Origin of the sequence: Cellvibrio sp. QJXJ, from assembly GCF_024452345.1 — a bacterium.
In the GTDB taxonomy this organism is placed as follows: domain Bacteria; phylum Pseudomonadota; class Gammaproteobacteria; order Pseudomonadales; family Cellvibrionaceae; genus Cellvibrio.
Genome location: NZ_CP101662.1, coordinates 2,383,450 through 2,403,967, shown reverse-complemented (window position 1 = coordinate 2,403,967; position 20,518 = coordinate 2,383,450). Strand labels below are relative to the sequence as shown.

General features: G+C 48.7%; 12 protein-coding genes. 10 read left to right on the top strand and 2 right to left on the bottom strand.

The features are described from left to right. Window positions 1-53 precede the first annotated feature (53 nt). The 7 genes from NNX04_RS10360 (at window position 54) to NNX04_RS10330 (ending at window position 9,584) form a co-directional block, all read left to right on the top strand. Entirely contained in the window at window positions 54-1,268 is a 1,215-nt protein-coding gene (locus NNX04_RS10360; protein WP_261948376.1) for a glycoside hydrolase family 88/105 protein, read from the top strand. A gap of 19 nt (window positions 1,269-1,287) precedes the next feature. Next, entirely contained in the window at window positions 1,288-2,673 is a 1,386-nt protein-coding gene (locus tag NNX04_RS10355; protein WP_007644736.1) for a glycoside hydrolase family 28 protein, read from the top strand. Window positions 2,674-2,718: 45 nt separating this feature from the next. Beyond that, the gene (locus NNX04_RS10350) at window positions 2,719-3,819 is read left to right on the top strand and encodes a lactonase family protein (protein WP_261948375.1); all 1,101 of its coding nucleotides are present in this window, start codon (window positions 2,719-2,721) and stop codon (window positions 3,817-3,819) included. 170 nt (window positions 3,820-3,989) lie between these two features. Then, on the top strand, window positions 3,990-5,360 hold the full coding sequence (locus NNX04_RS10345) for an MFS transporter (protein ID WP_007644739.1): 1,371 nt from the start codon (window positions 3,990-3,992) through the stop codon (window positions 5,358-5,360). A gap of 32 nt (window positions 5,361-5,392) precedes the next feature. Further along, entirely contained in the window at window positions 5,393-6,940 is a 1,548-nt protein-coding gene (gene garD, locus NNX04_RS10340) for a galactarate dehydratase (protein WP_151054162.1), read from the top strand. 125 nt (window positions 6,941-7,065) lie between these two features. Continuing rightward, on the top strand, window positions 7,066-7,980 hold the full coding sequence (kdgD, locus tag NNX04_RS10335) for a 5-dehydro-4-deoxyglucarate dehydratase (RefSeq protein ID WP_007644741.1): 915 nt from the start codon (window positions 7,066-7,068) through the stop codon (window positions 7,978-7,980). 11 nt (window positions 7,981-7,991) lie between these two features. Next, complete coding sequence (locus NNX04_RS10330; RefSeq protein WP_261948374.1) at window positions 7,992-9,584, top strand: aldehyde dehydrogenase (NADP(+)); 1,593 nt, start codon at window positions 7,992-7,994, stop codon at window positions 9,582-9,584. A 33-nt stretch (window positions 9,585-9,617) separates the two neighbouring features. Here the strand turns inward: NNX04_RS10330 and NNX04_RS10325 are convergent, their stop codons facing one another. Beyond that, a complete protein-coding gene (locus NNX04_RS10325) occupies window positions 9,618-10,457 on the bottom strand; it encodes an HDOD domain-containing protein (RefSeq protein ID WP_261948373.1) in 840 nt (279 codons plus the stop codon). A gap of 237 nt (window positions 10,458-10,694) precedes the next feature. Between NNX04_RS10325 and NNX04_RS10320 the strand changes: the two genes are divergently transcribed. Together NNX04_RS10320 and NNX04_RS10315 are read left to right on the top strand one after the other, a co-directional pair. Continuing rightward, window positions 10,695-13,610 carry a hybrid sensor histidine kinase/response regulator gene (locus NNX04_RS10320; protein ID WP_261948372.1) on the top strand — a complete coding sequence of 972 codons (2,916 nt, stop codon included), beginning with the start codon at window positions 10,695-10,697 and terminating at the stop codon, window positions 13,608-13,610. Beyond that, window positions 13,607-15,238, top strand: coding sequence for an EAL domain-containing protein (locus NNX04_RS10315; protein WP_157152615.1), 1,632 nt, complete (start codon window positions 13,607-13,609; stop codon window positions 15,236-15,238). The genes NNX04_RS10320 and NNX04_RS10315 overlap by 4 nt, the downstream gene beginning before the upstream one ends. 153 nt (window positions 15,239-15,391) lie before the next feature. On the opposite strand, the gene NNX04_RS10310 is transcribed toward NNX04_RS10315, so the two are convergent. Continuing rightward, a complete protein-coding gene (locus NNX04_RS10310) occupies window positions 15,392-19,147 on the bottom strand; it encodes a PAS domain S-box protein (protein WP_261948371.1) in 3,756 nt (1,251 codons plus the stop codon). A 167-nt stretch (window positions 19,148-19,314) separates the two neighbouring features. Between NNX04_RS10310 and NNX04_RS10305 the strand changes: the two genes are divergently transcribed. Further along, a complete protein-coding gene (locus NNX04_RS10305) occupies window positions 19,315-20,517 on the top strand; it encodes a PAS domain-containing protein (RefSeq protein WP_261948370.1) in 1,203 nt (400 codons plus the stop codon). Window position 20,518 lies beyond the last annotated feature (1 nt).

Sequence of the window (20,518 nt, the reverse complement as noted above, 5' to 3'; positions counted from 1 at the left end):
ATTGCCGATGGTTCGGTGTTCTCCTGCAAATTTTATTTCCTGGATCAATCGCCATGAAAAAATTTCTCTCCTCTGCGCAGCTATTAATAGCTGGTGCTATGTTTAGCCTCTGCCTTTCTGTTCACGCACAAACCTCTACCGACAACGGCGCGCTGGCTACTGCGGAACTGATGGCCAAGTCCATTATGCAGCGCCACCCGGAAGCCTGGACTATGCGCGAATTCAAACAGCTCAAAGAGCCGGAATGGGGTTACCCTTATTCGCTAGTGCTGTACGGATTTCAAAAACTATATTTAAAAACCGGTAACGAAGTTTACCTGGCGTATGCCAAAACCTTTGTGGATCAGTTAATCGACGCGCAGGGAAACATAAAAGGTTATGCGATTACCGAATTTAATATCGATTCGATTAATCCTGGAAAACTTTTATTTTTACTGCATGAAAAATATCAGGACCAGCGTTATTTAACCGCCATGCAAACATTGCGCACCCAGTTGCAATGGCAGCCGCGCACTACTGCAGGTGGCTTCTGGCACAAAAATATTTACCCCTGGCAAATGTGGTTGGATGGTTTGTATATGGGCGCACCTTATTACGCCCAATACGCGCAACAATTTAACGAACCCGTTAAATCCTTTGATGATATCGCCCATCAATTTTTATTGATTGAAAGTAAAACTCGCGATGCAAAAACCGGATTGCTCTATCACGCGTGGGACGAAAGTCACTTGCAAGAATGGGCTAATAAAGAAACCGGTTTGTCGCCGCATTTTTGGTCGCGCTCCATGGGTTGGTACGTTATGGCGCTGGTGGATACCCTGGATTATTTTCCACAAAACCACCCCAAGCGTAAGGAGCTGATCCGTTTGTTAAATCAATTGGCGGAAGCATTGTTAAACGTTCAGCATTCGAGTCACCTTTGGTACCAAGTGACCGATCAAGGTGATCGCTACGGCAATTATTTGGAAACCTCGGGCAGTGCTATGTTTGCCTACGCCTTTGCCAAGGGTTATAACAAAAAATATTTGCCGCAAAAATACCAAAAAATTGCGACGGATATTTTTAATGGCATAGTGCAGGGGCACACCGAGATTGATGAACTGGGCCGCATGCACTTAAAAAATACCTGTGGCAGCGCCGGGTTGGGCAATGAACCTTATCGCACCGGCACCTTTGAGTACTATGTCAGTGAAGCCATTCGCACCGATGACCCTCACGGGCTGGGGCCATTTATTTTGGCTGGTGTTGAAATTGCCGCATTTAAGTGATTGATAAGAGGTAAGGGTAATGATGACGAATAAAATGATATTAATTAAGGCTGCCATTTTGCTGCTGTTACTGCAGTGCACGTTGGTTTCAGTGGCGCAGGCCAAAACAGATTTTTATAAACAGTCTGACTGGAAACAAATGGATGTAATTCTGAAAAAAATAGAATCCCCTAAAATTCCGCAAACCGATTATGTGATCACCGCGTTTGGTGCCAGTGCGGATGCGCAGGCCGATGCACGGCCGGCGATTATGCGTGCGATTAATGCCGCCGCCAAAGCCGGTGGCGGACGTGTTGTTATCCCGGCGGGAAAGTGGTTGTCCAATGGGCCGGTAGAATTGCAGAGCCGCATTAATTTACATTTGGAAGAGGGCGCAACACTCTTGTTCAGTGCCCAAACCAAACATTATTTACCAGCGGTATTTACACGCTGGGAGGGCACTGAAATTTACGGTTATTCGCCGCTGATTTACGCTAACAAAGTGACAGATGTGGCTATCACCGGTAAAGGCACTATTGATGGTAATGCACAAAGTGAATTTCTCGGCTGGGCAAAACACCAGGCGGCGGATATAGCCAAGTTGCGTCAAATGGGTTTTGATGGTGTGCCGTTGGAAAAAAGGCAATTTGGCGAGGGGCATTTTTTGCGTCCATCGCTGATTCAAATTCTCAATGCCGAGCGTGTGCTGTTGCAGGATTACACGGCGCTTAACTCACCGTTCTGGGTTAATCATTTGGTGTATACCGATCACGCGCAAGTGCGCGGTGTAAAAGTAGATAGTATGTTCGCCAACAATGATGGTTTGGATATAGATTCCGGTCGCTGGATTCTGGTCGAGAATAACCACTTCCGCACCGGCGATGATTCAATCGCGATTAAATCCGGTCGCGATTTGGACGGGCGTACCATTGGCCGCCCCAGTGAAAATATTGTGGTTAGAAATAACCTTTTTGATGGTGAAGACGGTGTTGGTTTAGGCAGCGAAATGTCGGGCGGCATTAAAAATGTGTATTTCACCGATAATGATTACCTAAAAGGCACCTCCGCATTTCGTTTAAAAGCCAATCTGGATCGCGGCGGCAGTGTAGAGCATGTGCGCATCCGCAATATGAAGATTGGCAGCGCCAAATATTTGTTCTGGTTCGATCTGAGTTACGTGGCTGGTTATTTGGGCGGAAACTTTCCCTCGCGCTATCAAGACATAGTGTTTGAAAATATCACTGTCGATAAAGTGGATACCTTTTTTATTAGCCACGCTCCGGAAGTGCAGCCGCTGCAAGATGTATTGTTTAAAAACATCAAGGTGAAATCCTCGGGTGAGTTTATGGAGTTTACCGGTTTAAAAAACGTGACTTTCTCTGATGTGGAAGTTAATGGCCAAAAAATGTCGGCACATTTTGAGTAGTGTGTTTTATGTAAAGAGTGTTTTTGTTTTGCACGGTATTTAGCGGTGAATAGTGCTTTGCATTTACACGGGTTAATCAAAAGCCTGCTGTTGTTCTGGTTGAGTACGGCAGGATTTTTTTGTTATGCCGCCTCAGTTGTCTATGTTGCTAACACTGATTCACACACTATTTCCGTATTTGTGCTGAATGAAACTAGCGGTCAATTAAACCTGCAGCAGACGCTTGCGGTTGATGGCGCCGTGATGCCCTTGGCGCTGTCGCCCGACCGGCAGCTACTTTATGCCGCCATTCGCTCTACACCTTATCAATTAATCGTATTGGGAATTGATGGTGTCAGTGGAGAATTATCGTTGCGCGCCAAGCTGCCCGTCGCGGATAGCATGGCGAATATTTCTGTCGATCCAGCAGGACGTTATTTATTTGCAGTCTCTTATGCCGGTAATACGCTTAGTAGCTATCCGCTGAATGCGCAGGGAATTCCTTCATCCCCAGTGCAGGTTTTGTCCGCGGGGAATCATCCACATCAAATCACTATCGACCCACAGCGCCAATTTGTTTATGTGTCGCTCTTGGGTGAGGATCGTATGGATTATTTTCGTGTGAATCACACACTTAAATCCGCTCCACTGGTACCAATGAATACACCCGCATTACATACCGTTTCAGGCGCGGGGCCGCGTCATTTTGTGTTTTCCGCGCAGGGGCTTTTTTTGTATCTGGTGAATGAATTGAACGGTACAGTGCAGGTGTACCAGCGCAATGCTAACAAGGGTACTGCCACATTGTTGGAAAGCCATGTGCTGGCAGAAGGGGTAAAACCCTGGGCGGCGGATATTCATCTCACACCCAATGGAAATTTTTTGTATGCCTCTGAGCGCACTGGCAGCACTATTTCCGGATTCAAGGTTAATCGCAACACGGGTCGTCTCAGTCCAATTAGTCGTTGGGCGACTGAGCAGCAACCGCGGGCATTCAGGATTACCCCCGACGGCCGTTTTCTGTTGGTGGTGGGGCAGTTGTCGCGGCGCATAAGTGTGCATGCGATTAACCCCCATAGCGGTGAATTGCAGCTCGCATCAACTCATCAAACCGGGAAAAATCCGGCATGGATTGAGGTAGTGAATCTACCTGTGACCGCACGGTGATTTGATATAGCAACTCGTTAATGGCATTTATCAATACTCAAAGTGGATCAATTTATTTATCTATTGGTTTGATTTGGAAATAATAAGCTCGCAGAATTGACTGTGCGAATTTGTCGCTTGACCAAAAAGACATTAACAATAAAAAACCAAGACGTTGAGAGGTAGAAGTCATGGGCAGCGCACCAGTGCTTAGTTCCACCAGCAAGATTGCGGCGGCATCGCGTACCCGCTGGGGCATTCTGGCGATGCTGTTTATTGTTACCACCATTAATTACGCCGATCGCGCAACCATTGCGATTGCGGGGCCGGATGTTGCCAAAGACCTTGGTCTCACCTCGCTGCAAATGGGTTATGTATTTTCTGCCTTCGCTTGGTCCTATGTATTGGCGCAATTACCTGGGGGTTGGCTGCTGGATAAATTCGGTTCCAAAACCACCTATTTTTTCAGTATTTTTCTCTGGTCACTGTTTACGTTGCTGCAGGGGTTTGTCGGTTTTGTTAGCGGTGGTGCGGCGCTGTTGTTGTTAATTGTCTTGCGCTTATTGGTGGGCGCCGCTGAGGCACCCGCCTTCCCGGGTAATAGCCGTATTACCTCCGCGTGGTTTCCCACTCACGAGCGCGGTTTAGCCGCATCTATTTTTAATTCTGCACAATATTTTGCCACTGTCGCTTTTGCTCCCTTAATGGGGTGGATGGTCTACTCCTTCGGCTGGCAGAGTATTTTCTTTTTTATGGGTGTGCTGGGTATTGTGCTGGCGCTTGTGTGGCGCAAGGTGATTTATAGCCCCAAAGAGCATCCGGCACTGAGTGCGAGTGAGTTGGATTACATATCACAGGGCGGCGCGTTGGTTGACTTGGACAGTGGCCGCAGCAATCAGCAAACAGCGAGCGTTAATACCTTTGCCTGCATCAAAGAATTATTAAGTTCGCGCATGCTGCTCGGTGTGTACATTGGTCAATATTGCATTAACGCGCTCACCTATTTCTTTTTAACCTGGTTCCCGCTGTATTTGGTGCAGGAGCGCGGCATGAATATTTTGCAGGCCGGTTTTTTAGCCTCACTACCGGCGATTGCCGGTTTTCTGGGTGGCATATCCGGCGGTTGGTTTTCGGATCGACTACTAAAAAAAGGTTACTCATTAACGGTGGCGCGCAAGCTGCCCATTGTGCTCGGCATGTTGATGTCCACCTCCATGATTGCCTGTAATTATGTGGATACCGATGTACTAATTATTGCGATTATGTCGCTCGCCTTTTTTGGCAAAGGCGTTGGCGCTTTGGGCTGGGCAGTAGTAGCAGATACCTCGCCCAAGGAAGCGGGCGGGCTCTCCGGTGGCTTGTTTAATACTTTTGGCAATTCGGCGGGCATTGTTACGCCGATTGTGATTGGTTACATAGTGCATAGCACCGGCTCCTTTGCTGGTGCGCTGGCTTATGTGGGCGCCCATGCGGCGATAGTTATTATTAGTTACCTGTTTGTGGTGGGCGAAATAAAACGCATCACCCTGAGTAAATCTATTGCTAGTGAGCCGGTTAATTAATTTTCGGTGCCGATTTTTTACGAGGTTTTGTCATGTCCCAACTGCTTATCAAAATACATCCGGCCGATAACGTTGCGGTAGTGGTGACTGCCGGTGGTTTGCCTGCGGGAACTGAAGTGGCAACAGGGTTATCGCTTAGCGAAAATATTCCGCAGGGGCACAAAGTAGCGCTGTGCGACATCGCCAAAGGTGATGCGGTTATTCGCTACAACGTAGTGATTGGTCGCGCTAAAGAAACGATTAATGCGGGCGCTTGGGTCAATGAAAATTTGTTGGAAATGCCCGCTGCGTTGGGGCTGGAAAATTTACCCATCGCTACTCGCGCAGGTGAAGTGGGGGAACCGCTCAGTGGTTTTACTTTTGAAGGTTATCGCAATGCCGATGGCAGCGTAGGCACGCGTAATATTTTAGCGATTAGCCAAACCGTGCAATGTGTTGCCGGGGTGGTTGAGTTTGCGGTGAAACGCATTCGTGAAGAATTATTGCCAAAATATCCCAACGTGGATGGTGTGGTGGGTTTGGCACACAGCTATGGTTGCGGCGTGGCGATTGACGCACCCAACGCGCCGATTCCTATTCGCACCCTGCGCAATATTGCACTCAACCCCAACTTTGGTGGAGAGGTAATGATTGTCAGCCTCGGCTGCGAAAAAATGCAGCCCGCACGCTTAATGCCACCGGAAACCATCCCCGCCACGCTGGTTGATGGCCCGCAAGTGGTCTGCCTGCAAGACGAACAGCACGTGGGTTTTATGAGCATGATCGAATCGATTATGCGTCAGGCCGAAACGCATTTAATACGCTTGAACAAACGCCAGCGCGAAACTTGCCCCGCCTCTGAATTGGTAGTGGGTATGCAGTGTGGTGGCAGCGATGCTTTCTCTGGCATTACCGCTAACCCGGCATTAGGTTTTGCCGCGGATTTATTAGTGCGCGCTGGTGCGACGGTAATGTTTTCGGAAAATACCGAAGTGCGCGATGGCATCGATCAATTAACCTCACGCGCTGCCACTGCGGAAGTTGCGCAAGGCATTATTAATGAAATGCAGTGGTACGACGATTATCTCGCTGCAGGCATGGTGGATCGCAGTGCGAACACTACCCCCGGCAATAAAAAAGGCGGCCTCTCCAATATTGTGGAAAAAGCCATGGGCTCAATTGTTAAATCCGGCTCGTCGCCCATTGTCGGTGTGCTCTCGCCCGGTGAGCGTTTGCGCGATAAAAAAATTCCCCATGGTTTGGTGTACAACTCCACACCGGCGAGTGATTTTATTTGCGGCACACTGCAATTGGCGGCCGGCATGAATTTGCATATTTTCACTACCGGACGCGGTACACCTTACGGTTTGGCAGAATGCCCGGTGATTAAAGTGGCAACCCGCACTGATTTGGCACGGCGCTGGCACGATTTGATGGATGTAAACGCCGGTCGTATTGCCGACGGTGAAAAAACCATTGAAGAAATGGGTTGGGAAGTTTTTCAGTTAATGCTCGATGTGGCCAGTGGCAAAAAAACCTGGGCGGAGCAGTGGAAATTGCACAATTCGCTGGTGTTATTTAACCCTGCGCCTGTGACTTGATATTTTATTTTTCCTACTTTGTATCAATACAAAAACCGTATTAACCCAGTCAGCAATTAATCTTTACCGGTATGGGTTGCGGTGTGAAAATTTGCTTCTACTATCCACTACCGGAGCGATACATCGTGACTCGTTATTCACCTAAAGAATTTGCCCAAATAGTTGGCAGCGGTTTGCTTTCTTTTCCCGTCACCCATTTTAAAGCGAGCGATTTGTCTTTTGATGAAGATGCCTATCGCGCCAATTTGAATTGGCTGTTTAAACACGATGCGGCGGCGATGTTTGCCGCTGGTGGCACCGGTGAATTTTTTTCGCTGACGCAAAAAGAAGTGGACCGTGTGGTGCGCGCCGCGGTGGAAGAAACCAAACATATTCCGGTAATTGCGCCCGCTGGTGGCGGCACCGCCGTCTCGATTGAGTATTGCCAAGCGGCGGAAGCAGCCGGTGCTGATGGTATTTTATTGCTGCCGCCCTATTTGACCGAAGCGGCCAAAGATGGTGTTGCCGCACATGTTGAGGCAATTTGTAAATCCACCAAGCTGGGTGTGATTGTTTACAACCGCGCTAACCAGCGTTTGGATGAAGTAGAGCTGGAGCGTTTGGCTGAGCGCTGCCCCAATTTAGTCGGCTATAAAGACGGCATCGGCGATATCGAATTAATGACTCGCATTTACGCACGCCTCGGTGATCGCCTCACCTACATCGGAGGGTTGCCCACGGCCGAAACCTTTGCGTTGCCTTACCTGGAAATGGGTGTGACTACTTATTCCTCGGCGATTTTTAATTTTGCGCCTGAATTTGCGTTGGATTTTTATAAATCAGTGCGCGCGCGCGATTACACCAAAGTCTATGCGGCGCTGAATGAATTTGTATTGCCCTACATTAATATTCGCAATCGCAAACAGGGTTACGCGGTATCGATTGTGAAAGCGGGCATGAAATTAGTCGGGCGCGACGCTGGCCCGGTGCGCACACCGCTCACGGATTTAACCGACGCAGAAATGGCGGAATTAAAAACGCTGATTGCGCGTATTCAATAAAGGTTACTGTTATGAAATCAAGCGGACAATTGTTAACAGGAAATTTGTTAATCGGCGCGCAACAAGTGGCGGGTAGCAAAGGCACCTTGTACGCCATTAACCCCGCAACCGGTGAACAGCTCCAGCCGGCTTATCATTTAGGTAGTGCGGATGATGTGGCGCGTGCCTGTCAGTTGGCGGAGCAGGCGTTTGATAGCTATCGCGCTACCCTGCCAACGGTACGCGCGAATTTTCTGGAAACTATTGCGCGCAATATCGAAGCGATTGGTGATCAGTTAATTGAGCGCGCCATGGCCGAGACGGGTTTGCCCAAAGCGCGTTTGGAAGGGGAGCGCGGGCGCACTTGTAATCAATTGCGTTTGTTTGCCGCGACCATTCAAGCGGGTGAACAAAATCAGCCGCGTATCGACCCGCGCCAGCCGGAGCGTAAACCGCTACCGCGTGCCGATTTGCGCCAGCGTCGTATTCCGCTCGGGCCTGTTGCGGTATTTGGTGCAAGTAATTTTCCATTGGCGTTTTCAGTGGCCGGTGGCGATACCGCTTCCGCTTTGGCTGCGGGTTGCCCGGTGATTGTAAAAGGCCATTCGGCGCACCCGGGTACTTCAGAATTGGTAGGGCATGCGATTCAAAAAGCTGTCGCTGAATGCGATTTGCCCGAGGGTGTGTTCTCGCTCATTTTTGGTGCCGGTGCCGAAGTGGGCGCTGCGCTGGTGGCACATCCACTGGTTCAGGCCGTCGGTTTTACCGGGTCGCGCGCGGGTGGTATTGCGCTGATGCGTATCGCCCAGTCGCGGCCGCAACCCATTCCGTTTTACGGTGAATTAAGTGCACTCAATCCCGTGGTGTTATTGCCGGGCGCCCTGAGTGAAAAGGGCGATGAATTGGGGCGCCAGTTTGTCGCATCACTCACCATGGGCGCGGGGCAATTTTGCACTAACCCTGGTTTATTGTTGGCGCTGGATAGCCCTGCATTGGACAGTTTTATTGCCGCAGCGAGTGCGGCACTGCAAGACTCTGTTGCCCAGACTATGCTCAGCCCCGGCATTCACAATGCCTACGAGCACAGCACTGCCTGCATCGCCGGCAGCAAACAAGTGCAAACCTTGGCACGGGGCCAAAGCTCTTCTGCCCCCAATACTTGCCGTGCGGCGCTTTATGCAACCCGTGCGGAGATTTTTTTAACCAACGCCAATTTGCATGAAGAAATGTTTGGCGCGGCCTCGCTGTTGGTGCGCTGTCGCGATGAACAAGAACTGATTAGTGTATTGAGTCATTTGGATGGGCAGTTAACCGCGACCCTGCAGTTGGCAGACGCCGATTTACCTTTCGCGCGTAAACTCTTGCCGCTGCTTGAGCGCAAAGCCGGGCGTATTCTCGCCAATGGTTGGCCGACGGGTGTGGAAGTCTGTCATGCGATGGTACACGGCGGCCCCTGGCCTGCCACTACGGATGTGCGCGCCACCTCCGTAGGTTCTGCGGCACTGGAGCGTTTTTTACGCCCGGTGTGTTATCAGGATTTGCCAGCGGCGTTGTTGCCCCCGGAACTGCAAGACAATAATCCGCTGCAATTAACCCGTTTGGTGGATGGAAAAAGCGCGCACTGATTGTGGTGCGCGTTGCTTCAACTCTTTTCTGAATTAAGTGCGCAACAGATCCACCGCCGCTTCCAATTCAGCGGCGAGGACTTTGGATTCGCCAATATCAATATTCGGGTCCAACCCCAAACGATCAAACGCGGGAATGCTGGAAAAATCCAACGCAGAAATTCTGTTGTCTCTAAAAAAATCGCACTGCAATACGGCTACTGTCACTAAATCGGCGTAGTCGGGTTGCGATTTCTGCGCATAAAATTTCAAGTGATCTTCTGGAATGCTCGCCAGGTTTTTATTAAAGCCCCAGGTTTTTAAAATCAGGCTACCAATCGGCCCGTGAATTTTTTCTATCACTTTATCCAGCGTGATGCTGTCATTTAACAGCGTTGGATTTTCTTCTGCATAGCTCAAAATAGGTAGCACACCAATTTTATGGATAATGCCGGCTAGTGTTGCCTGATCCGGGCGCAGCTTGGTGTAGTGTTTGCACAGCACGTGACTGACAGCCGCCACTTCGCTGGAGCTAAACCACACATCGCGCATGCGCATATCAATAATGTCCGAGGTGGATTGGAACATCTGTTCCATCGCGAGGCTGGTGGCAATATTGCACGCGTATTCAATGCCCAAGCGCATCAGTGCATTATTTAAATTATCGACTGGTCGCCCGGCGCGCAGTAAGGGGCTGTTGGCAACCCGAATCAAGCGCGCACTCAGCGCCGGATCGCAGCTAATCACACTCGCCAAACTCTCAATATCCGCCGTCGGGTCATCGGCCACTTCGCGCACGCGTAGCGCCACTTCCGGCAGTGTAGGTAACACCAGTTGATCACATTTAATGGCGGTGATGATATTTTCACTGACTCTATCGGCAATATTATCCATCAACTTTTCCCGGCAGCTAGCTGCAACTTTTATTTTTCTCAGTATAGGTGAGGAATGAAGCTGGGCAACTGAGCGCACTATTTGGCGCATCAATTAATAATTTCCTGCATTCGATTCGTATTTTTTAAATTCGCGGTTATATAAATTGCATAGCTCTTGATATTTCGGCCTAAGCAAAGCTATCTCACTGGCCTGTGCTAGTATCAGTTCACTTGGCTTTATTAAGAGTTGCCACTAATGGATGAATTTCATCGCCTCCGAAGCCTGCATTCTTATGACATTCTCGATACGGTTCCCGAAGCTGATTTTGATCAGCTGACCTGGTTAGCTGCACACATCTGTAAAACGCCAATTGCCGTGCTCACGCTGGTGGATGAAACCCGGCAATGGTTTAAATCGATTTATGGTTTGGATGTGCGTGAAACACCGCGCGAAATTGCATTTTGTAACCACGCAATTCAATACGTCACGCCTTTTGTGGTGGAAGATGCAGCGAAAGATTCGCGCTTTGCCAGCAACCCGCTGGTGATAAATGATCCGCGCATACGATTTTATCTGGGCATTCCGCTGATTTCACCCGAAGGTTTTGCAATTGGCACTCTTGCGGTTATCGATCAGGTGCCGCGTACACTCGCTGAAGAAACCGTTAAGGCGCTATGTCTGTTGGCACATCAGGCAATGCATAATTTAAATGCGCGGCGCGAGCGATTGGCCTCTGAACAGGCGGCGCATAATCGGGTAAAAGATATTATTTCTGCTGCCGCCACCGGTATTGCGGTATCAACGCTGGATGGAAAATATTTACTTTCCAATCCTTACTATTGCAATCTGTTTGGTTATGCCCCAGCGGAAATGTCGCGCACTACCTTGGCGGATATTGTATTGCCTGAGGATTATCCTGCTATGCAGGCCAGGCTGAAAGCGCTCTATAAAAATGAAGTGTCGCGCTTTACCTTGGAGTGTCGCAGCCTCACCAAATCACGCGGTGTTATTTGGATTAGAGCGCAGGTGTCCATGTTGCGCGATGCGCAGGAACAACCACTGGCTTTTGTCGGGGTGGTGGATGACATTACCCAGGCAAAACAAGCAGAGCAAGAGTTAAAACAATTAGATGCTATTAAACACGCACAACAAGTAGCGGAATTAGCCAATCAAGCCAAGTCCAGTTTTTTAGCGACCATGAGCCATGAAATTCGCACGCCCATCAGCGGCGTAATCGGCATGGTGGATGTTTTACATCAAACCAGTTTGAAAGGTTATCAAATTGAAATGGTGGATATTATTCGCGATTCTGCGAATTCACTATTGAGCATTATTGATGACATTCTGGATTTTTCCAAAATAGAATCCGGCCGTTTAGAACTGGAAGCGGTGCCCTTTTCATTGGAGCACAGTATTGAAAAAGTGTGCTCGCTACTGGATCGCATGGCGCTGGATAAAAATGTCGAGCTATCGCTTTTTATTGATTCCAACCTGCCAGAAACGCTGGTGGGCGACGAATTGCGGTTGCGCCAAATACTGATTAATTTGGTGAATAACGCAATCAAGTTTTCTTCCGGCGCGGAACCTTTTGGCAAAGTGAGGTTAAGTGTAAGTGTGCACGCAAAAAATGCGGGCGAGATGGTTATTGAATTTGCAATTAGCGATAACGGTATTGGTATGTCGGAGCAAACACTGGGGCGATTATTTAGCCCCTTTATGCAGGCCGATGCATCCACTACCCGCCATTACGGCGGCACCGGTTTAGGGCTGACAATTACGCGCCACCTGGTTGAATTAATGCAGGGCGAAATTGTGGTGGAAAGCCGCTTGAACATAGGTTCTGTATTCAGGGTGCGTATTCCTTTTTTAGTGAATGCAGCAACCGGTGTAACACCCGCGAACAATCCGAATTTTAGTTTGTTGCTGTGCATTGTGGTGGGTGACCTATCCGGCTTGTCTGCTATATGGGGGCAATATTTATCCACATCCGGTGCGGTGGTTATACCGGTGGCCGCGGTGGAACTGATTGAATGGCACGAGTTGCGCCATCACTACGCGCAGTATGAGTGGCTGGTATTAATTGATGAGTGCGGTGAAATTCCTGAGTCTTCACCGGCGCTGGCGGCAATTAATAAGCACCCTGCCAATCCGCGTGTGCATTGTTTGGTGATTGGGCGCGGACAGCGACGCGAACTGCGCAGCGATGAACAGGGCAATTGTTTTATCGATGGCAATTGTCTTGGGCGCAGCCGTTTTTTTGAGGCAATCAATATCGCCTTGGGGCATATCACAATCGCTAAGCCCCTGACACGCGGTTATCACGAACAGGATTTTATGCCACCCGCCCGCAGCGATGCACTTGCGCAGAACCGTTTATTGCTCTTGGCGGAAGACAATGAAACCAATCAAAAAGTGATTACCCGGCAATTGGCCTTGCTCGGCTACGCGGTGGATGTGGTGAGCAATGGCGAAGAGGCTTTTGATCGGCTTACTGCTGAGCGCTATGCACTCTTGATAACCGATATACATATGCCGGTCATGGACGGTTACCGTTTGATTGCCAAGGTGCGCGCGGCGCATCGCGCCTTCAATAAAATTCCCATTATTGCCTTGAGTGCCAATGCCCTGCGGGAAGAGGTGGATAAATGCAAACAGCTTGGTGCCAATGAATATTTGGTGAAACCGGCGCTGCTGCACGATTTAAAAAATATGCTCGACCGCTATTTTTCTGCTGAACCAAATGTTGCTATTTCCACCGCTGCAGATGCGCAGACCAGCTCCGCTTCTCCGGTTGTTAAGGATATACATTTGGATATTAATGTATTGCGTGAATTAATTGGTGCAGATGAGCAGGTGGTGATGGAGTTTTTAGCGGATTATTTAAAAACGGCCATACAGCTGCGAGGAGAAATGGCCACCAGTTTTCGCATCTCCGATATCAGTGCACTGGCCAGTAGTGCACATAAATTTAAATCTTCGTCGCGCGCGGTGGGTGCATTACAGCTGGGCAAAATTTGCGAATGTATTGAGCACAAATGTAATCAACAACAGTTCATCGAGTTGGCCACTGCCTATGCTGCCTTTGAGCAGGAATTTGAGCAGGTGCTGATGTTAATCAATAGAATATTTGTGGACGAATGGAGTGGGTGCAGTGCATCCAAAACAAAATGAACCAAGAAGCTAGTGTGGTAGATCTCGCCAATATCAACACCCTGGTGATTGATGATGATGCATTCATGCTGAAAATTATGCAGCGCATCCTGCATGTCAACGGTATTGCCAATGTCACCTGTTGTGATACTGCCCAAGGCGGGCTTGATGCGCTGAGACAAACACCAATGCCAATCGATTTGATATTACTCGATTTAAATATGCCGGAGATGGATGGTATTCAATTTGTTCGCCAGTTGGATTCTGAATCGTTTAAAGGCAGTATTATTCTGATTAGCGGTGAGGATGAAAGAATGCTAATCAGTGCAGAAAAATTAATTGCCGCCCGACACATTGGTATTCTTGGGCATCTGCAAAAACCCGTAACCCAGGAGGCCATAATACCGCTGTTAAAACAATTAGGTGCGCAAACTACATTTATACCCTCAAGCTTAAAAAACTACTCGGCGGAATCCCTGGCGGCTGCAATTAATGGTGGCCAGTTGTTTAATACCTATCAGCCTATAGTGTCGCTAAAAACCGGCAAGGTGAGCTGCGTGGAAGTGCTGGTGCGCTGGAATCACCCCACCGATGGTTTGGTGGGGCCGGATCAATTTATTCCCGTCGCCGAGGACAATAACCTTATCGATCAGTTAGCGAGCGTAGTGTTGACCGAGGCGTTGGCGCAGCATAAAAAATGGCAGGCGCTGTCACTGCATATTCCTATGGCGATCAATGTGTCTATGGAAAATTTGGCGTCACTGGAGTTTGCCGATAATTTTTCAAAAATTATGGCCGATGCCGGTTTACTCACCAAAGATATCACTCTGGAGATCACTGAAAGCCGCGCGATGAAAGACCCGATGATTACGTTGGATACCCTCGCGCGTTTGCGTTTGAAACGGTTTGTATTATCGATTGATGATTTTGGCACCGGCCATTCATCACTGGCGCAGCTGCGCGATATTCCGTTTGATGAATTTAAAATAGATAAAAGTTTTGTCACCGGTGCCTGGGCTGATCAGCGGATTCGGGTGATGTTTGAAACCAGTTTGAACCTCGCCAAACGGCTGTCGATGAAAGTCGTTGCTGAAGGCATTGAATCAGAAAAAGATTGGGAATTTGTGCGCTCGGCGCAATGTGATTATGCCCAGGGTTATTTTATTTCCAAACCCATGGCGGGTGATGCGCTGCCCAAGTGGTTAACACTGTGGGGGGAGCGGGTGCGGCGCGAGTTATTGCCCGAGGCCAATGCGGCAACCCTGACGGTAAAAGCCAGTAAACAGGGCACGGTATTAGTTATTGAAGACCATGATTTTCAGCGGCGTATTCAAAGCAAAATACTAATGGAGGAGGGGTTTTCGGTAGTGACTGCCGCAACCAGTGCGGAAGCTTTGTCGCTATTAAGAACCTTGCGTCCCGCATTAATTTTAATTGATATCGAATTGCCCGGGATGAGTGGTTTGGAAATTCTCAAGCGTTTACGCTCTACTGCAGTTTTTAAAAATACCCCGGTAATTATGTTGTCTGGATCCAATCAGAAAGACATAGTTGTGCAGAGTATGAAAACCGGCGCCTCGGGTTTTATCGCAAAACCCTTTGACCGCAAAACACTGGTCGCTAAAGTGTCGTCTGTCCTGCCTCATTAAAAGAGGCAGATGCTCAGCGCGTTTAAGCCGCGCTTGTTCTTCATAGCAGCAGAAAATGTCCTGCTTGTTATGCCCGCAGTAGATACTCATTCCGTCACGCCCGCGGTAAATACTCTCTCCGTCATACCTGCGAACGCAGGTATCCACAAAAAATTAATCAGCAGCTTGAGCGTTGTTATTCGCCGCCAGGTGTTGCGTTAAAAACGCAACCACCGCCTCAAACTCAGGGGTAAATAATTCAAATGCTTGTGCGAGTGAATCTCCTGTTTGTTGTTTTGCGTGATGTTCAATCGTGTTGCAAATATCGCCCAGGGTTAATGCACCTACGGTGCGCGCGGATGATTTTAAGGTGTGGGCATGGGTGCTGAGCTGTAGCCAGTTTTGTTGTGCGTAAGCGGCATTGATCTTCTGCGCGAGTTGCGTTGCGCTGGTTAAAAAGTCTCGCAGGAATTCGTTGAGTATTGTTGGGTCATCACCAATTAAGTTTGCCAGAATTTGCAGGTTTATAATCCCATCCGCCGGTTGTTGGCTTTCTGTATTAGTGCCCACATCTAAAACTTGCGTGTCGCTATGCAGGCATTTTGCCAAGCTCCTGGAAAGCGCATTGAGGGTAATGGGTTTGGTCAGGTAGTCATCCATGCCCTGTGCCAGGCAACGTTCCGCTTCGCCGCGCAGGGCATTCGCGGTTAGTGCAATAATTGGAATGCGGCTATTTTTCAGGGCTTCTTCAGCGCGAATTTTGGTTACTAATTCATAGCCATCCAGTTCAGGCATATGCAGATCTGTCAAAATTAATGCGTAAGCTTTGGTGCGCCATTTTTCTAATGCTTCTGCGCCATTGGACGCTATGTCTGTGTGGTAGCCAAGTAATTCCAGTTGATAGACAATAACTTTTTGATTGGTGGAGTTGTCCTCCACTACCAGTATCGGATTTGTTTTATCGCGCGGGGTAACTCCTTGTTCTGGTATTGCCTCGGGTGTTTTAAGCGATAGCGCCGCCTGCGCTTTATTTTCTATGGGCAAGCGCAAACGTACAATAAATTCAGCGCCCTGATCCGGCTCGCTTAGCAGGCGTACACTGCCGTGCATTAGTTGGATCAAACCGTGAGTAATGCTCAGGCCAAGGCCCGTGCCGCCAAAATGGCGATTCGTAGATGCATCTGCCTGCACAAAAGGTTTAAATAGTCGCGCCTGGCTTTCTTTGTTTAATCCAATCCCATTATCTTTTACTGCTATTTCAAATTCTGCGTCGGTTAGTGTTTTTTCAATGAGTAGGATGCTGATGTTAACCATACCTTGTGGTTTTCGTTTGCTGGAAAATTTAATCGCATTGCTAATTAAGTTGAGCAGAATTTGCCTGAGCCGCTGTTCATCACCGCGCAGTAGTTCGGGTAAATTATTGTCGGTATTAATACTGAGTTTTACGTTGGAATAAGCGGCGGCTGGCTCCATGAGCTGCACTATTTTTTTGAGTGTGGTGCCGGGTGAAAAGGGCAGGGATTCCAATTCAAGACGGCCAGCTTCTATTTTGGAAAAATCCAGAATGTCTTCAATGATATTGAGCAGCGACATAGCGGAGTCGCGAATAATATCCACCATTTCGGTTTGGTATGCGCGCAGCTGGGTTTGTTGTAAAACATCGACCATGCCGATAACACCATTAATGGGTGTGCGTATCTCATGGCTCATGGTGGCCAGGAAATTGGATTTTGCTTTGCTAGCCAGTTCCGCCAATTGGTGGGCTTGTTCCAGTTCAGCAATACGTTTGCGCTCGGTAATATTGCGCTCAACCGCAATCCAATGGGTAAAGGTGCCCTGGCTGTCGGCAATGGGTACCAAGTCCATTTCAACTTCTACTTGCACGCCGGACTTGGTGCTGTTTGTTAATTCGGCGCGCACCGCGTGATAATTTTTTAACGCATGGCGGACTTTATCCAATTCACTTTGCTGGGCGCTATTGCCGCGCAGAAACCGTGGGTTTTTGTGCATCACTTCATTTAAGCTATAGCCCATTAATTTTTCGAATGCCGGGTTTACAAATAAAATTTCTGGCCCTGCTTCTTCATTTTGCGCGGCATTAGTAATAATGACCATGTCGTTCATGTGCGCGATACAGGCTTCCATCAGGCGCAATTGCTGTTCGTTTTCGCGCCGCGAGGTTATATCCTGAAAATAGACAGCAAGCCCTTCGGAGGAGGGGTAGGCATTTACAATGAACCATCGCCCGAGCGGCGCATAAAATGCTTCAAAGGTAGTTTTCTCGCCCGTGGCTACGGCTTTTTTATAGTGAAATTCAAAATCACTATTGAGTGTTTGTGGAAATTCTCGCCACATAGTTTTGCCCAACAGCTCTGAGCGAGTGCGGTGCAAAAGCTGCTCAGCTTCCTGATTGATATAAGTAAAATTCCAGTCGGTATCCATAGTGATAAATGCGTCGGTAATACTTTCCAGCGTGACCGACAATCGGTCAGCAAGCGTCTGTGCTCTTTCTTCATTGGTTTTGGTGTCGTGAATGTCAATGGCGCTGCCGTACCAGCGCACCACTTCATGCTGTGCATTAAACACAGGAACCGCTCGGGCAAGGTGCCAGCGATATATTCCATCTGCCTGGCGCAACCTGAACTCCGTGAGATAGAGATCATTATGCCGGGTGGCGTTTTGCCATGCATTACCCGCGAGTAATTGATCGTCATGATGAACGACTTGCAGCCAGTCACTCTGATTGGTTATACGCGCCTGATCAACTCCGGTGTATTCGCTGAAGCGATTGTTAACATAATCAATCGTACCGTCGGATGTTGCCGACCAAATAATAATGGGCAGTGCATTGGCAAGTTGTTGTAAGCGCTGACCGCCTTGGGCGAGCAAGGTGGCCGCATGTTTTTGTTCGGTGATATCTTGAAAGGATCCTTCAAGACGAATTATTTTTCCCTGCTGATCGCGCATGGCTTCGCCCTGAGTGCGTATCCATAAATAGCGCCCACCAGCAGTGATAATTTGCAATTCTTCATCGTAAGGAATACCGGCATCAAGGCAGCGATTGATTGCCTCTACAATCACTTTACGCCAGCGCGGCGGGTACATGTCCAGACCTTTCAGGAGCGGCATGGTGGAGTGGGGTGGCAGCTCCAAAATTTTACACACCTCATCATCCAAACTAACTTTATTGGTGCGAACATCCAAAGACCAGCTGCCAAGGCGGGCAATGCGTGCGGCCTGGCGCAGTTGGCTTTCTTGTTGGCGCAAGCGCTGCTCAATGTGTTTGCGGTGGGTAATATCTGTGGCGAGACCGGCGATGCGATAGACCTTGCCTTGTTCATCGCGAATGGGAAAAGCCCGGTCTTCTATCCAGCGAATATTGCCATCAGGGCGAATAATGCGATATTCGCGGTGATAATTTCCGCGCGCTTGATCGGACAGTGCCTGTAATAATCCAGCTCTATCTTCAGGGTGAATGGGGTCCAGCCATGTCGCCGGGTTGTCGTACAGTGAATCGCATGGGCGCCCCCAAATACGTTCATAGCCGGGAGAAATGTAGAGCATTTTGTTTTTCTCTACATCGGTTAACCAAAACACTTCACTAATCGTTTCAGCTAATTCCCTGAAATATGTTTCGCGCTCTGCGAGTGACCTTCCATTGCGCACACGCGATAATTCAAACAGCCATGTCATGACAAAAATGATAACCAACAAGGCAAATACCACAATCAGCGCCATATAAAAGGATAAATCGCTATCGCCGGGCATAGGTGCAGTGTTTGAAAACTTGTGTGACAGTTTAATTTGCTGCCTGTGATAGACGTGAAATGCAGCAAGTAGCATGCATAAAAACAAGGCGCTGGAGGACAATACCCACACCCACAGGCGGGAGTGAGTCGATCTGGGAGGGGAGTACTTGAGTTCACCCATAGGTTACTTGCCTTGCAATTTTTTTCGTTAGATGCGCAATAAATAGCTAGCATAAAGTAGGAGTTTAGCTCAGCCTTGATAATTGACGAGACAATTGCGAGCCTGGTGCCAGCGGGTTGGTTTTATCCTGCGGCAATGATGGATTAAGCGCGTGTGCGAGGTTCACTATGACAGACCCATTTTCACCATTCCCATTTGTGTCGCGCACCTTGTGTGGCTGGGCAAGTGTTGTGGGTTTGGTTGCTGTTTTTATTACCGATTGGTTTACGCCTTTGGGGTTTGGCCACGGCATGTTGTACAGCCCGCTTATTTTATTGGCGCTGGTTAGCGGTAGCAGGGCACTCGTGTTGGGTGTTGCTTTATGTGCAATTTTATTCACTTTGATCGGGATGCTAATGTCGCCCGACGCGCCAGATATCCCGACAATAAACACTGTATTTGCCAATCGCGTGTTATCGATTTTATTAATTGTATTTACCACCGGGTTATCGCTGTGGTTGCTAATTAATGTGCAGCGTTTGAATAGCGCGACAGAAAAATTAATGGCTACCCAGCAGCGCTTGTCAGAGCAGCACCATTTATTGCGAATCGCGAGCCAAGTTGGTCACTTGGGTGGCTGGACAGTCACTGTGCCGGAGGGGCAGGTGAGCTGGACAGATGAAGTGGCGAACATGCATCACCTGCCGCCCGGCTATCATCCCAGCGTTGAAGAAGCACTTAATTTTTATCATCCGGATTATCGCGAACATGTGCGCAAATTGGTGCGCGATTGCATGGAGCAAGGCATCGCATTTGATGATGAGGTGCAGCTACTAACCAGTGACCGCGAGGTGTTATGGGTACGAATTATGGGAACGGCACTGCGCGATCAGCAAGATAAAGTTATTCGTATACAAGGCGCTATTCAGGATATTAGCCAGCGCAAACAAGTGGAAAATTTAATTAAACTCAGCCATGAAAAATTTTCCAACCTCGCCGATGCTATGCCAATTGCTGTGTGGAGTGCGCAAGCCAATGGGGTGGTGGATTATGTCAACCGAGCGCTCAGTGATTACAGTGGGCTTGCCGTAGAGGAGTTAGTACAGCCCGGTCGCTGGTTAAGTATTTTGCATCCGGATGATTATGATCGCGCCGAGGCTTACTGGAGTGAGTCAGTTGATACCGGTATGGATTATGTTATTGAATTTAGAATTCGTCGGAAGGATGGCGAATATCGCTGGCATTTAACCCGCGCCCAGCCTGTTCGCAACGAACAGGGTATTATCACTAAATGGTACGGTGGCACGGTGGATATTCACGAACATAAAATGCTTGAACGCGAGCATCAACTAATCGTAGATCGCCTGCTGCAGAGTTTGAAGTCCTCATAGA

Coding starts and splice junctions, on each gene's coding strand:
- NNX04_RS10310 (WP_261948371.1), bottom strand. CDS start 19,147: ATGGGTGAACTCAAGTACTCCCCTCCCAGATCGACTCACTCCCGCCTG.
- NNX04_RS10305 (WP_261948370.1), top strand. CDS start 19,315: ATGACAGACCCATTTTCACCATTCCCATTTGTGTCGCGCACCTTGTGT.
- NNX04_RS10355 (WP_007644736.1), top strand. CDS start 1,288: ATGATGACGAATAAAATGATATTAATTAAGGCTGCCATTTTGCTGCTG.
- NNX04_RS10360 (WP_261948376.1), top strand. CDS start 54: ATGAAAAAATTTCTCTCCTCTGCGCAGCTATTAATAGCTGGTGCTATG.
- garD (WP_151054162.1), top strand. CDS start 5,393: ATGTCCCAACTGCTTATCAAAATACATCCGGCCGATAACGTTGCGGTA.
- NNX04_RS10320 (WP_261948372.1), top strand. CDS start 10,695: ATGGATGAATTTCATCGCCTCCGAAGCCTGCATTCTTATGACATTCTC.
- NNX04_RS10330 (WP_261948374.1), top strand. CDS start 7,992: ATGAAATCAAGCGGACAATTGTTAACAGGAAATTTGTTAATCGGCGCG.
- NNX04_RS10345 (WP_007644739.1), top strand. CDS start 3,990: ATGGGCAGCGCACCAGTGCTTAGTTCCACCAGCAAGATTGCGGCGGCA.
- NNX04_RS10315 (WP_157152615.1), top strand. CDS start 13,607: ATGAACCAAGAAGCTAGTGTGGTAGATCTCGCCAATATCAACACCCTG.
- NNX04_RS10325 (WP_261948373.1), bottom strand. CDS start 10,457: ATGGATAATATTGCCGATAGAGTCAGTGAAAATATCATCACCGCCATT.